This window comes from Staphylococcus sp. MI 10-1553, from assembly GCF_010365305.1.
Classification (GTDB): Bacteria; Bacillota; Bacilli; order Staphylococcales; family Staphylococcaceae; genus Staphylococcus.
The window spans coordinates 1897550-1911620 of record NZ_CP048279.1; the positions used below are offsets into that span (position 1 = coordinate 1897550).

Below are 14071 nucleotides of genomic sequence, written 5' to 3' on the forward strand. Positions count from 1 at the left end.
TTTAATTTTCTTCAAAATCATACACTGCTATAATGAATTAAAAGGGAGGGATATTTTATGGCACATTTAAGAACTTATTACACAGAAGCTAAACCTTTCGAACAGTACATTCAACATATGGAACAAAATCAAACAGAAGTCTTAAATATTTATAAAGATTTCGATATGCCGACTGATGATGAGAGAATTGAAAAAATTAAAGATAGAGGCTACAAATATGTCCTCGTCATTACAGAGGATTGGTGTGGCGATGCAATGATGAATAACCCTATTTTGAAACATATTGCCGAACGCGCCAATTTAGAGGTTCGCGCATTTTATCGTGATGACAATACAGATTTAATTGATCAATATTTAACAAATGGTAAGACACGTTCCATTCCAATTTATATTTTTATGAATGAGAAGTTTGAACAAAAAGCGGTATGGGGACCCCGTGCATTAAATGTCCAAAAATTTGTAGAGGACATACGTAAAACATCATTGCCGGACAAAGCAGATCCGCGCTTTGAGGAGAAGCAAAAAGAAGTACATCTCAAGATTCGAGAGCGCTATTTGACAGACGCATCATTTTGGCATGATGTGTATGAATCAATTATGTCTCGACTCGTATAATAAATCGTAGGAAAGGGGCTGGGACATAAATCCCGGCTCAAATAAAGAATCGACTAAGTAAGAAATCATTTACTTAATCGATTCTTTTTTAGATATTATTTAAAAAAAATAAAGTCCTCGCGTATAATATTGAATAACCACAAACATAAATACGGAGGAACTTTATATGTATAAAAATTATAACATGTTTCAACTTACACTTCCAATAGAAACTGAGATGTCTTTTCCTGAAAATGATATTGTATTCATTATTAACAAACTTGTAGAATCTGTTCCCCAAGAAGCTTTTAATCCATATTATAGCCAAAGAGGTCCTTCATCTTATCACCCAAAAATGATGTTAAAAATCATACTGTATAGTTATGCCCATTCTGTTTTTTCAGGACGAAGAATCGAGCATCTGTTAAAAGATAGTTGTCGAATGATGTGGCTTGCGCAAGGTCAAACGCCAACTTATAGAACCATCAATCGCTTTAGAGTGAATCCCCACATGATGGAATTTCTACATATTTTATTTGTCGGTTTAAGAGCCCAATTATTAGAAGATAAACTCATTACAGAGGATGTCATTTATATTGATGGCACAAAAATAGAAGCAAATGCGAATAAGTACACATTCCAGTGGCTGGCTAATACGAAGCGTTTTAGTCAGTCTGTCATTGAAAAATCAACGGCTTTATATGAGCAACTCGTTTCTGAAGAGATTATTCCTGAAATCAAACGTGAATCTGGGCATGAATTAACAAGTGAAGAACTGAATCAAATAGAGACGCATTTAGGTCATAAAAATGATGCGCTCACGTCTGAAATTGAAACGACTCAAGATGTAGAGACAAGAAAAACCCTTAGAAAAGAAAGAAGTAAGGTGAGACAAAGTAAGAAAGCCATCCAAGATTTTAAAGACCGTAAAATCAAATATGACAAGCAAATGGAAATTTATGGTGACAGAAAAAGTTATTCAAAGACCGACCACGATGCGACCTTCATGAGAATGAAAGATGATCATATGAGAAACGGCCAATTGAAACCGGGTTATAACCTACAAATCGCAACCCATAATCAATTCGTTTTAGCTTTTGGTGTTTACAGTTATCCAGGTGATACAAGAACGCTCGAACCATTTTTAAAATCCATCCACAATTTATATGGTGACATTCCAGAGTATATTGTGGCAGATGCGGGTTACGGAAGTGAATACAACTATACCATGATACTCGATGAATTTGAGAAAACACCTTTAATCACTTATAGTATGTATCTCAAAGAGAAGCAGCGCAAATATAAAAACAATCCATTTATTACTGCTAACTGGGAATACCGTGAGATAGATGATTACTATATATGTCCTAACAAAAAGGAATTACATTTCCAAAGTTACAGAAAGAAAAGAGACGGATACGGTATTCAAAGAGATTTTAAATTATATGCATGTGAAGCGTGTGTGGGCTGTCCATTACGAAGTCAATGTATGAAGCAAAGTACGAACCCCAACACAAATAAACGCTTATTTAAAAATTTAACTTGGGACTATTTTAAAGCCTTCACAAATCAACAGCTTTCAGATCCAAAGACGAAACACATTTATCAAAAGAGAAAGATAGATGTTGAATCAACTTTTGGAAATCTGAAGGCTAATTTGGGTTTCCAAAGATTATCGGTTCGCACAAAATCAAAGGTTGAGTGTGAACTTGGCATCGCACTCATGGCAGTGAATATACGAAAACTAGCTAAAATAAGTGTTCGTTTTCGTTCGTTAATAAGAAAAAAGCCGTCAAATTCTAAAAAAATGAATTTTGACGTCTTTTTCTTAAAGGAGCTGAAGTCTATGTCCCAGCCCCTTCCTTTTGACAAAGATTATACGAACAGGCTAATGAAGAGAACGAAAACGAGCCCACTCACTGAAATAATGGTTTCAATTAATGACCATGTTAAAAATGTTTCTTTTACTGTTAATCCGAAATACTCTTTGAACATCCAGAAACCTGCGTCGTTAACATGTGAGCAAAATATGCTACCTGCCCCAATCGCTAATGCAACGAGTGCTAAGTTGACATCTGCTGTTTGTAACAACGGTAACACGATACCCGTAGTTGAAATCGCCGCTACTGTTGCTGAACCGAGCGCAAGCCGTAAAATGGCTGCGACTAACCATGCTAACAGAATTGGTGAAATGTGGACGTCAGTAAATATTTTTTCAATGGCACCTCCAACGCCACCATCAATGAGCACTTGTTTGAATGCCCCACCTGCACCGATAATCAACAACATCATCCCAATCGGATAAATAGCTTGTGTTAATGTATTCATCACTTGTTTCGTTGGGATACCACGACGAACGCCCATGCTGAAAACCGCAAAGACAACCGCTATTAACATGGCTGTACCCGCACTGCCGATAAAATAAATGATATTTTCAAGTGTATTGTACGCTTTACCTTCATGCCCAGAAATGAGTTGCCAAAGTGTCGCAAATAACATTAATAATACAGGTAATAATGCAGTAAATGTACTTAACCCAAAACTTGGCAATTCCTCGTTTTTAAATGACTTCGTTGCACCTAATGATGAAATATCTCCTTCACGTTGAAACGCTGTTGGTGTTAAACGTGGTGCAATTTTCGCAAAAACAGGTCCCGCAATGATCGTTACAGGTATCGCAACAATAAAGCCGTATAATAAAACTTCTCCAATATTTGCACCTAATTCTTTGGCGATAACGACTGGACCTGGATGTGGCGGTAAGAAACCATGTGTAACTGATAAAGCTGTCACCATAGGCATGCCGATTTTTAATTGAGATACATTCATTCGTTTCGCAATTGTAAAGACGAGAGGTATTAATAAAACAAGACCGACTTCGAAAAATAATGCAATCCCGATGATAAATGAAGCAATAACCATCGCCCACTGCACATATTTTTTACCGAGTTTAGCAATTAAAGTATCCGCAATTTGAGTCGCGCCGCCACCATCAGCGAGCAACTTCCCTAGCATCGCACCGAGACCAAAAATTAATGCGATATGACCTAATGTACCGCCCATACCTGTCTCAATCGTTGCGACAATTTTATCAAATGGCATACCGAGTAAAATGCCAGTCACCATCGCGGTAATGACAAGTGCAACAAATGTATTTAACTGCAATTTCATAATTAATATTAATAACACAATAATTGCAATAGCCACACTCAACAGTGGCCAAATTTCTTGAAACATACTATCCCCTCTATTCTTCGTTATTTTCTAAATCACGTTGAAATTGTGCCAATGTTTGATATGACGGACTTAAATCTCTACTAATTTGAATAAAGATTGAAGCCAATTTTTGATACACGTCGACATGTGATACTTCTGGTTGATGTTGATGTGTCGCGCCTACCCAAGATTTCATAATGTCATAGTCATCAATTTGCCCGAGTGCTTTTAACCCTAAAACACAGGCGCCGAGACAAGAACTTTCATAACTTTTTGGTATTTCAACATTCGTGTTAAATATATCCGCCATCATTTGACGCCACAAATGACTTTTTGAAAAGCCACCTGTCGCTTTAATCGATTGTGGTGACATGCCAATGACTTCAATTAATGCTAAAAAGACAGTATATAAATTGAATAATACGCCTTCCATCACTGCACGAATCATATGTTCTTTCTGATGTGATAATGTTAATCCGATAAATGAACCGCGCGCATCAGATGTCCATAATGGCGCACGTTCCCCTGTTAAGTAAGGATGGAACAGTAAGCCCTGTGCTCCTGGTTGAACATTTTGTGCAATGCGAGACATCACATCATACGTTTCAATACCTAATCGTTTAGCCGTCTCGATTTCGCTCGCTAACAATTCATCACGCAACCAACGCAACACGACGCCACCATTGTTGACTGGTCCACCAATGACATAATGTTCATCATCGAGCACATAACAGAAAATGCGCCCTTTTTCATCAATGACAGGATGATCAACAACTGTACGAATTGCGCCTGATGTTCCAATCGTAATAGCTACATCTCCAGGTTCAAAACTGTTCACACCTAAGTTCGACAATACACCATCACTGGCACCAACAATGATAGGCAGATCACGATGTAAGCCGAGTTTTTCAGCCATATAGTCATCTTTGAAATGCAGTTGATGCGTCGTCGATACGAGTGTTGGTAATTTCGAAGTCGGAATATCCAGCAACGCCAACACTTGTTCATCCCACGTTTTATTTTGTAAATTGTACAATCCTGTAGCAGACGCAATCGACGCATCCATCACCCATTCGCCCGTCAATTGGTACAGAACATACGATTTAATATCGACATAGCGTGTTGCAGTTTCAAAAAGTACGGTTTCATCTTGTTTCAACCACCATAATTTACTTAATGGTGACATCGCATGAATCGGTGTACCGGTACGTTGATAAATGCCATCTCCGTCATGATGATTCAGTAAATCTTCAGCAGCAAAACGCGCACGATTATCTGCCCAAGTCATACTTTTTGTTATTGGACGTTGTAGTTCATCAATGAGAAATAAACTATGCATTTGTGCGCTCAACGAAATAAATTGTAGCGCTTCTTGTTGAACGTCGCCTTTCCGTACCACTTCTGCAATCGTTTCTGTCACTGCGTTGACGATAATATCTGGATCTTGCTCTGAAACATCAACACGTGGTGTGTGCAATGCGTATTCTATCTGTGCTTTTTGTTGAACTTCCCCGTCAGTATTAAACAACACGGCTTTCGTGCTGGTCGTTCCAATATCTACACCAATCATATATTTCTCCATAGTGATACACCCTTCTTTTAATATTACTGAGCCCAAAACGCGCCAATATCGTTGTTTAAATCATTAAAATTGGCTTCAAACGCTTCATACATCATCTTTCTATCTTTTTGTGCAATCGCTGTAACAAACAGTTCATGGTTTTGAATGACCCGCTCAAAATCATCAAAATCCTCGTCCATTCGCTTTTTCATACTCATATAGTTCAGACATAACATCGTCGGCATAATTTGTTGCCATAAATGCGTTAAATAATGATGATCACACGCTAAAACCATTAACTCATGGAATTTTAAATCATTTTCCGCAAAACTCGCAGCATCTTTATACTGGATATTCACCTTCATCATCGCTAACGCTTGTTGCATTGATTGCACAATTTCCATCCAATCAGACCGTTGAATGACCTTCGTGAAAGCAAACGATTCAATCATCAGACGAATGTCAGTCAGTTCTTGCCGTTGCTTATCTGTAAAAGGAATAATTTCTGCGCCCATCCGTTCCAAACGAATTAAACGTTCTTGCGCTAAAATTTTAAACGCATCTCTCACAGGCGAACGACTCACTTGAAACTCATTTGCCACTTGATTTTCAGTCAGTAATTTATTAGTTGAACGCTCGCCATTGATAATACTTAAACGTATAGAAGCAGCAATTGCCTCCCCTTTCGATAAATAAGTCAGCCATTGTTTAGGAATTTCCATTTCATCACCTCTAACTTGTATACAAGTATTCTAATGTAAAAAATTACAAATGTAAACGCTTACGCAAGATTTTATATTTTCTTATTTTTACAAGCTTGGAAGAAATGGAATCACTTGGAAACAAAACGCAATAGATATTTAAATCCTAGAAATAAAAAAGACACAGCCTCAAAAATAAGGTATGCCAGTATACATAGCGCTCTATTTAAAAGCATCAAAAAAAATCACCCCACTTATTTTAAAGTAGAGTGAATTTTTTGATTGCAAACCGGGGAAAGAGACTCCTGAGGGAATGAGATATAGCCTAGAAAAAGTTTCTTTCCTTATTAAGTGTGGCTACTGTTTAACGCAGTAGCTGTCTGACTTCTCAATGCTTGTGCTTTTGAGAAGTCTAGTTAGCCTTGCAAGGGCAGTACCACGAAATCTTTGTTGCACATGAGATTTCTGTACTGCTCCCAAAATCCAATTCGGCATCCATCTCGTATACACTTCAATCAAGACAAATTTAGTTGAGGTGAGCGCCTAGGAACGTGAGTCCCTCGGTAGCAATCGTTAAGTTACTATATAAAAGTAAGCGTGATTTTTAAATATCTTTTTTCGCAATGAAACCTAAGTTCGCCAACCATAATACGACGATTGATCCCACATTAATGACCCACTGCCAGTTCGTAAACGTCACACCATTTCCTAAAGTCTTATCGCTTAAGTAACTAAACGGGATATACTTTAATGAATCTTGAATATTATCTCCAATTTCAGGAATAAGCGGAATAAACGGTTTCACTACTGGTAATAAAAGTAACAATAAAATACCGAGTGTATACACTAATGCTGGTTTTTGAACAATAAGGTTAATCAAAAACAATAAAAGTCCATACACAAAGAATAAAATTAAATAAAATACGAGTAATTTCCAAGACTGGTCATGATCTAAATCTGTACCATCCGTTGACCATTGAATTAAATAAGTCACTACTACGACAACAGCTGTTGTGAAAATGCTGATGAAAATAATAGATAATGTTTTCGCAATGAAATAACCAATACGGCTTTGCGTTTGATTTAAGAAAAGTTGAATCGTCCCTTGAGCGGTATCACGTGTAATGGTTTTGATAACGAACAACAGACCAATGAGTGAAAAGAACCATTTTCCTACACTAAACATCGTATTCGCATTCACCGGATTATCGTTCGTAACTAAAATAATGACTGTAATGATCAATGGCGCAATACCGAGAAGAATCGCTAAATAAGTAAGCGGACTTTTTAAAATACTCACGATGTCGAACTTGAACAATTGCAATATATTCATGATTGACCACCTCGTTGATTAATATTGAAATAAGTGTCTCGTAATGATACTTTACGTGTTTCAATATATTGTGGAAAAATGCCTTTTTGGGCTAATCCTTTAAGGAAATTGCGATAATCGCGTTGCCCATTTAAGATAATTTCTCCTGATTCTTTCTGTGATTGTAGGACTTTAAAATGATCAGTTAAGTAATATAATGCTTGTTCAAAGTCATCGGGATCCACTTGAATAATCGTTTGATTTGTGGACTGACCTTCAGCCATATTAACGTCTTGAACAAAATGACCGTCTCTTAAAAATACGGCACGGTCACAAATTAATTCAATATCTTCTAATTTATGACTCGAAATGAGAATTTTCATATTCAATTGTTGTACAAGCTGTTCTATTGTTTTTAAGACGTCGATTGAACCATCTGGATCCATTCCATTTGTTGGCTCATCTAAGATTAAAAATTTCGGTTTATTCATAAGAGAAACAGCTATAGCAAGTTTTTGTCTCATCCCCATTGAATATTTTTTTACTTTTTTCTTAATGTAGGATTCCATACCAAACGCTTTGATAATATGATTCGTATACGCTTCATCAAAACCTGTACCTAAAACTTGCGCAAAAAGTTTTAAATTGTATAGACCTGATTTGTTATCGTAAAGTTTCGGATGTTCAATTAAATAGCCGATTTTATCGTCATTTGCAACTTGAACGTCTCCTTGGTAATTAATAATATTGCCATTCATAATTTTCATTAATGTTGTTTTCCCAACACCATTTTTACCAATTAATCCAACAATTTTACTATCATTAAATGCAAAATCAACGTGATCAATGACAGTATTGTTGCCATATTGTTTGGTGATTTGTTTCAATTCCATCCACGAATCCTCCTGTTTATTGATTAGATGATACATTTGAAATGACTTTACTGATATGATTGCGATCACACGTCATAAAGTATGGCTCACTGAACCACGAGCAACTCACTATCGTCTTAATAGCGCATCCTGTTAAATAGTATCAGTCAGTCAAAACATGCGAGATATGTATATTTTCGACTGCGCTTTTTGTAAAACTACCCTTTTATCATTAAAAATGATTGAATTATTGTTTTAAATGACGACACGCCTACGTACTATGTGCGAATGCTTCTATTTTCATCACATATACATTTCTCCCAAAAGCATTCATTGTGTATAGAAAATGTTCAACACTCGTAAACATAACAAAATAATCCGATAGAAAACAACTATCAACTTGTTATATTTAAAATTTTAAACTTTTTTACATTACATTTCATCAAATTTAATGCATTTAAATGTTTAACGTTGCTTTTTTCTATCATTATGACGACTAATAAAGGCACAAATCATAAATAAAATGGTCGCGATAAACAGTTTAATGGCCGAAGTTTCTTCCCCTAAAAACTGTAAAACGATGCCAATGATAAAAATTAATAACGCAATGATGACAAAAATTTTCGTTAAATGTTTCATTGGATTCTCCTTTTTTATTAATTGTTGATTCAAACATTAGAAAAAGCTGCGCGATTTGTCAACAGCACTTCATGAACTTATAACCTTTAATTACTTCAGACGCATTCTATAGCTTCCAATCTACACATTACATATCTTTCGTAAATAAATCGTTTGCCTCCAAATTATGAAGGTGATAAAATAACAGTGTATCCACACATGATTAAATGACCCCAAACTTGTTGCCGCAAGTTTGGGGCTTTTGTTTTGTTGCATCATTTTTCATGAGTGTGTTGAATCGTCTTTTTGTTGTTTTTCTCGATCTCGCTTTTTCCACTTTGATTCGATCCAACATCTAAAAATAACTAAAATGCCACCATTAACTAATAACATCCAAAATTCTGTCCACGACATGATTAAACACCTCCTACTTTTAGAAACCGTTTTCTTAAAAAGCACCAAAAATGTAGGGAGTGGTGGCTACATTTATTTTAACACAAAACACCGAACATGTGTTCTTATTTTGCGTTTTTATCTTGAATTTTCTATCAGTCTATTCTTTAAATTTATTGCTTTTCACTGTATGATAGACTTATATGATGAAAAATTAGAAAGAGGTCGAATCCTATGAACCCTTTAGCGCTACAATTAAACGAACAGTTAAGTGAAGAAAACCCAGTCGTCCTAGATATGTTTTCCGACCTTGGTACAAATATGTATTATCCAAAAGGCATTTTGACACAATCTGCTGAAGCCAAAGCGACAAAATATAACGCTACAATCGGTATGGCTACAACTGCTGAAGGCAAAATGTACACTAAAACGTTATATGGCATGTTTGATCATTTAACGCCAGATGAAGTTTTTGCTTATGCCCCGCCACAAGGTTTGGCTGAATTACGTGAACTTTGGCAACAAAAAATGTTAAAAGAGAACCCTGATTTAACAAAAGAAGCGATGAGTTTACCTCTCGTGACGAATGCTTTAACGCACGGTTTGTCATTAATTGCTGATTTATTTGTGAATCCAGGTGATACCGTATTATTACCTCAACACAATTGGGGGAACTATAATCTTGTTTTCGGCGTTCGTCATCAAGCAACAATGCAAACTTACCCCATTTTTGATGAACAAGGTCATTTCACAACCGAACATCTCGTAAAAACGTTGGATGATATTGAAGAAGATAAAGTCATCATGTTATTAAACTATCCAAACAATCCAACTGGTTATACACCTACAACAGAAAAAGTTGAGACAATTGTGCAAGCGATTGATCGACTAGCAAAACGTGGTGTAAACGTCGTTGCAGTTGTCGACGATGCGTATTACGGATTATTTTACGAAGATGTATACACACAATCTATTTTCACTGCACTCACACAATTGAACAATGAACGTGTATTACCAATTCGTTTAGATGGTGCGACAAAAGAGTTTTTCGCTTGGGGGTTCCGCGTCGGTTTCTTAACTTTTGGAACTTCAAATAACACGACAAAAAATGTGTTAGAAGCTAAAATGAAAGGGCTCATTCGTAGTAATAACTCAAGTGGTGCCACACCTTCTCAAGCAGCAGTCCAACATGCGTTGAAACAAGGGGCATCTTTCAATGATGAAGTGCAACACAACATTCAAATTTTACAATCACGTTATGAAGTGACTAAAGCAATCGTTTATGATGAAGCATACCAATCATTATGGCAGCCGTATGACTTTAACTCTGGTTACTTCATGGCGTTGAAAGTGAAAGGTGTGAATGCTGAAGCGTTACGTGTCCACCTCATTGAAAAACATTCGATTGGTATCGTTGCGCTTAATGAGACTGACATTCGTATCGCCTTTAGTTGCATCGAAAAAGAAGATTTACCACACGTATTTAAATCCATTGCTACAGCGATTGAAACATTACAAGCATAAATCCAACACAGACAGGTCGTCGCAAGTCACCTGTCTGTCTTTATTTTAGGAGGATTTGATGGACATCCATACACGTCAACCACAACAATTTTTAACGAAAGCGAGTGGCTATTTAAAAAATTACACGCATACTTTAAATCCATACATGGGCTGTCAATTTGCATGCACATACTGTTACGTACGTCGCTCACCTATTTCGCTATTTTCTGGTAAAACTTGGGGCGATTGGGTCACTGCTAAAACAGATGAGCAGCTGAAATTTAGAAAAGAGCTCCAGAAAAATAAATCTAAAGGGCCATTCACAGTATTCATGTCTTCCTCTACCGATCCATATCAACAGCTTGAGAAAAAATATGAAACGACCCGCTATTTATTATCTGAAATGCATGAGTGTCCACCCGATTTTCTGTTCATTCAAACACGTAGCCCGCTCATACAACGAGACATCGACATCCTTCAATCTTATCCTGGAAATTTCATCGTAAGTATGACCGTAGAAACAGATCGTGAAGACATCATCCGCCATTTCACACCAAAAGCACCGAGTATTCAAGCAAGATTGAAAACCGTGGACAAACTTCGTGCTGCACATATTCCAACACAAATTGCCGTTGCACCTGTCCTGCCTTGTACTGATCAGTTTGCTCAACAATTAGCCGAACATATCGACCGTGTTACGATTGACGATTACTTTATGGGTGATGGGGCAAACGGTCGTCGCACACAATCGCTCGGCATTCAGTCTTTATATGAAAATCTCGATTTACAGGATTGGTATCATCCTGACGCCTATCTTCATGTGGTAAAATTAATGCAAGACGCTTTTCCACATGACAACATTGCGATCAGTAGTAATGGTTTCGTGCCATTTCAATAAAATTAAAGGAGGTCGAATCGGATGTCATTTTACTTTCAACATATTGATACGCCACTTGGGTTAATGACGGCAGTTGTGAATGATGACGCATTGTTAGGTTTATCATTTACGGATTCAAAAGATTATCCCACTGCGTTAAAACATTTTCAAAAACAGGCAACTCTCATTCAAATTTCATTTCATCCGATCGTGAACCAAATTGCTTTAGAGTTAGAAGCTTATTTTTATGGCCATTGTCACACATTTAAAACACCAGTCGCGCACGTCATTGGTACACCATTCCAACAACAAGTGTGGCAAGCATTACGACAACTTCCTTTTGGAGTCGTTGTGAATTATAGTGACATCGCGCAAATGATTGGACGTCCAAAAAGCGTACGTGCTGTGGCATCTGCTATCGGGCAAAATCCCCTATCCATTATCGTACCGTGTCATCGTGTATTACGAAAAGATGGACAGTTAGGTGGCTTTAATAGTGGCTTGCATCGTAAAAAACGCTTGTTGTCATTGGAAGGTGATAGTCATGGAACAACGACATTTTGAAATTCTTGAAACATTAATTACACATCCAACAGTGAGTCCTCCTGCCCGCAATACCATCACTTTACAACGACAAATTGCAACTTGGCTTGAAGACATGGGTTTTGAGGTCCAAACGATCCCTTTTTATGACAATGACTGTATCGTCGTTGGCACATTGAAAGGACAGAATCCATCAGCACCACGCCTTATTTTAAACGGTCATGTCGATGTCGCTGAAGTCGACGATGAACAGTTTTGGCGCTTCAATCCTTTTCAACTCACTGAAGAAGATGGTTTTCTTTTTGGTAGAGGCGTCGCTGATATGAAAGGTGGCATGTCCGCCCTCTTATATAATTTAGAACGTTTGTATCAAGAAGGCATACAACCTGAAGGCGACATTATCGTGCATTCTGTTGTCGGTGAGGAAGTCGGAGAAGCAGGTACAAAAGTCGCTTGTGAACATTCACCAAAAGCTGATTTAGCGCTTGTGTTAGATACGAGCGATAATATTGCGATGGGACAAGGTGGCGTCATTACCGGTTGGATTACGATTCAAAGTGATGAAACGATTCATGACGGTGCGCGCAGTCACATCATTCACGCAGGTGGTGGTCGTCATGGTGCCAGTGCCATTGAAAAAATGGTGAAAATCATTCAAGCCTTACAAGAACTTGAACGTCATTGGGCTGTCACAAAATTTTATCCCGGAATGCCACCCGGAGCAAATACGATTAATCCAGCCGTAATTGAAGGCGGTCGTCATCCTGCTTTTATCGCAGACCAATGCCGATTATGGATTACAGTGCATTATTTACCTGACGAAAAATACGACACCATTATTGAAGAAATTGAAACGTATTTAAACAAAGTCGCTGATAGTGATCTGTGGCTCAGTCAAAATCCACTTCAATTCGAATGGGGCGGCACTTCTATGATTGAGGATAAAGGTGAAATTTTCCCAAGCTTTACTTTACCGACATCTCATCCTGGATTTCATATGTTAGCCGAAGCACATGAACACGTACACCATACACCGCTTCAAACGACTATGAGCACAACAGTAACAGATGGGGGTTGGACCGCAGACTTTGGCATTCCAACCATTTTATACGGACCAGGCGAACTCAATGAAGCACATGGGACGAACGAAAGAATCAAAATTCAAGATTTGGATGATTTTACCGAAGTCTTGCATACATTTTTAAAATCGTGGTATGAGAAACCTGAGCGGTAATGGTACACATTTTCATCATGTATAAAAAAGACACTTTCCAAATGTTATGACAACATTTTGGAAAGTGCTTTTTAGTTTGATATGAAGTATGACGGTGTTACACCATACCTGACATGCCCTATACCTAACCATACTACAAAACGAACTGTAACAACTTTATTAAATCTAAAATTCATAAAAGTATCATTCAGTGTATTCCATTTTCAATTTTTCACTTTTATATATAGCCATACCTGTTTTCAACTTACTAAATCCTTGTTTACGATAAAAATCTAGTTTTCCCGAAGTTGATATTAAATGAATACAGGACACATCTCCAATTTGTTCTAATAAGTCTTTTACAATTCTACTACCTAATTTTAAATTTTGATATTCAGGATTAACAATCACATCATATATCGCCGCATTAAATATACCATCAGATAAAGATCTACCTAAACCAATAACTTCATTATTATAAATAGCTAATACAATATGCGTACTATTTTTTAGTATACTTCTAATATTGTCTTTGTTATGATTCCTCCAGTCTACAGATTGATAAGTTTTATAAATAGAATCTAAGTAGCTATCATCAAATGTATTAACAAGTTTTATATCCATATTAGAACCCCTTCTCTATTATATTCATTCAATGCCCTTCCTCA

13 protein-coding genes and 1 pseudogene are annotated in these 14071 nt (G+C 37.0%); 6 read left to right on the plus strand and 8 right to left on the minus strand.

Going from position 1 to position 14071, the window contains the following annotated elements; all coding sequences use genetic code 11:
- The first annotated feature begins 57 nt into the window (after nt 1-57).
- Nucleotides 58-615, plus strand: a complete 558-nt coding sequence (locus tag GZH82_RS08820) for a thioredoxin family protein (RefSeq protein WP_162682184.1) — start codon at nt 58-60, stop codon at nt 613-615.
- A gap of 166 nt (nt 616-781) precedes the next feature.
- A pseudogene (locus GZH82_RS08825) lies at nt 782-2380 on the plus strand (IS1182 family transposase); the annotation flags it as partial.
- A gap of 89 nt (nt 2381-2469) precedes the next feature.
- On the opposite strand, the gene GZH82_RS08830 reads toward GZH82_RS08825, so the two are convergent.
- From GZH82_RS08830 to GZH82_RS14310, 7 genes are all read right to left on the minus strand, one after another.
- On the minus strand, nt 2470-3831 hold the full coding sequence (locus GZH82_RS08830; RefSeq protein ID WP_162682185.1) for a gluconate:H+ symporter: 1362 nt from the start codon (nt 3829-3831) through the stop codon (nt 2470-2472).
- 10 nt (nt 3832-3841) lie between these two features.
- Entirely contained in the window at nt 3842-5392 is a 1551-nt protein-coding gene (gene gntK / locus GZH82_RS08835) for a gluconokinase (RefSeq protein ID WP_162682186.1), read from the minus strand.
- Nucleotides 5393-5415: 23 nt separating this feature from the next.
- Entirely contained in the window at nt 5416-6093 is a 678-nt protein-coding gene (locus GZH82_RS08840) for a GntR family transcriptional regulator (RefSeq protein WP_162682187.1), read from the minus strand.
- A 583-nt stretch (nt 6094-6676) separates the two neighbouring features.
- On the minus strand, nt 6677-7405 hold the full coding sequence (gene pmtD, locus GZH82_RS08845; RefSeq protein WP_162682188.1) for a phenol-soluble modulin export ABC transporter permease subunit PmtD: 729 nt from the start codon (nt 7403-7405) through the stop codon (nt 6677-6679).
- A complete protein-coding gene (gene pmtC / locus GZH82_RS08850; protein ID WP_162682189.1) occupies nt 7402-8277 on the minus strand; it encodes a phenol-soluble modulin export ABC transporter ATP-binding protein PmtC in 876 nt (291 codons plus the stop codon). Before pmtC ends, pmtD begins: the two co-directional genes overlap by 4 nt.
- 444 nt (nt 8278-8721) lie before the next feature.
- The gene (locus tag GZH82_RS13945) at nt 8722-8895 is read right to left on the minus strand and encodes an SE1626 family protein (protein WP_203232798.1); all 174 of its coding nucleotides are present in this window, start codon (nt 8893-8895) and stop codon (nt 8722-8724) included.
- Nucleotides 8896-9156: 261 nt separating this feature from the next.
- A complete protein-coding gene (locus tag GZH82_RS14310) occupies nt 9157-9288 on the minus strand; it encodes a Trp-rich small protein (protein ID WP_343236258.1) in 132 nt (43 codons plus the stop codon).
- A gap of 213 nt (nt 9289-9501) precedes the next feature.
- Here GZH82_RS14310 and GZH82_RS08855 point away from each other — a divergent pair, with 213 nt between their 5' ends.
- From GZH82_RS08855 to GZH82_RS08870, 4 genes are read left to right on the plus strand one after another with little or no spacing between them, the layout of a single operon-like run.
- A complete protein-coding gene (locus GZH82_RS08855; RefSeq protein ID WP_162682190.1) occupies nt 9502-10791 on the plus strand; it encodes an aminotransferase class I/II-fold pyridoxal phosphate-dependent enzyme in 1290 nt (429 codons plus the stop codon).
- Nucleotides 10792-10849: 58 nt separating this feature from the next.
- Nucleotides 10850-11668, plus strand: coding sequence for an SPL family radical SAM protein (locus GZH82_RS08860; RefSeq protein ID WP_162682191.1), 819 nt, complete (start codon nt 10850-10852; stop codon nt 11666-11668).
- A gap of 21 nt (nt 11669-11689) precedes the next feature.
- Complete coding sequence (locus GZH82_RS08865) at nt 11690-12211, plus strand: methylated-DNA--[protein]-cysteine S-methyltransferase (RefSeq protein ID WP_162682192.1); 522 nt, start codon at nt 11690-11692, stop codon at nt 12209-12211.
- A complete protein-coding gene (locus GZH82_RS08870) occupies nt 12192-13424 on the plus strand; it encodes an acetylornithine deacetylase (RefSeq protein ID WP_162682193.1) in 1233 nt (410 codons plus the stop codon). Before GZH82_RS08865 ends, GZH82_RS08870 begins: the two co-directional genes overlap by 20 nt.
- A 183-nt stretch (nt 13425-13607) precedes the next feature.
- On the opposite strand, the gene GZH82_RS08875 is transcribed toward GZH82_RS08870, so the two are convergent.
- The gene (locus GZH82_RS08875; RefSeq protein WP_162682194.1) at nt 13608-14027 is read right to left on the minus strand and encodes a GNAT family N-acetyltransferase; all 420 of its coding nucleotides are present in this window, start codon (nt 14025-14027) and stop codon (nt 13608-13610) included.
- Between the last annotated feature and the right edge of the window lie 44 nt (nt 14028-14071).

Bases quoted from the DNA above. Each gene is read 5' to 3' on its own strand.
- GZH82_RS08820 (WP_162682184.1), top strand. From the start codon at position 58: ATGGCACATTTAAGAACTTATTACACAGAAGCTAAACCTTTCGAACAG.
- GZH82_RS08830 (WP_162682185.1), bottom strand. From the start codon at position 3,831: ATGTTTCAAGAAATTTGGCCACTGTTGAGTGTGGCTATTGCAATTATT.
- gntK (WP_162682186.1), bottom strand. From the start codon at position 5,392: ATGGAGAAATATATGATTGGTGTAGATATTGGAACGACCAGCACGAAA.
- GZH82_RS08840 (WP_162682187.1), bottom strand. From the start codon at position 6,093: ATGGAAATTCCTAAACAATGGCTGACTTATTTATCGAAAGGGGAGGCA.
- pmtD (WP_162682188.1), bottom strand. From the start codon at position 7,405: ATGAATATATTGCAATTGTTCAAGTTCGACATCGTGAGTATTTTAAAA.
- pmtC (WP_162682189.1), bottom strand. From the start codon at position 8,277: ATGGAATTGAAACAAATCACCAAACAATATGGCAACAATACTGTCATT.
- GZH82_RS13945 (WP_203232798.1), bottom strand. From the start codon at position 8,895: ATGAAACATTTAACGAAAATTTTTGTCATCATTGCGTTATTAATTTTT.
- GZH82_RS14310 (WP_343236258.1), bottom strand. From the start codon at position 9,288: ATGTCGTGGACAGAATTTTGGATGTTATTAGTTAATGGTGGCATTTTA.
- GZH82_RS08855 (WP_162682190.1), top strand. From the start codon at position 9,502: ATGAACCCTTTAGCGCTACAATTAAACGAACAGTTAAGTGAAGAAAAC.
- GZH82_RS08860 (WP_162682191.1), top strand. From the start codon at position 10,850: ATGGACATCCATACACGTCAACCACAACAATTTTTAACGAAAGCGAGT.
- GZH82_RS08865 (WP_162682192.1), top strand. From the start codon at position 11,690: ATGTCATTTTACTTTCAACATATTGATACGCCACTTGGGTTAATGACG.
- GZH82_RS08870 (WP_162682193.1), top strand. From the start codon at position 12,192: ATGGAACAACGACATTTTGAAATTCTTGAAACATTAATTACACATCCA.
- GZH82_RS08875 (WP_162682194.1), bottom strand. From the start codon at position 14,027: ATGGATATAAAACTTGTTAATACATTTGATGATAGCTACTTAGATTCT.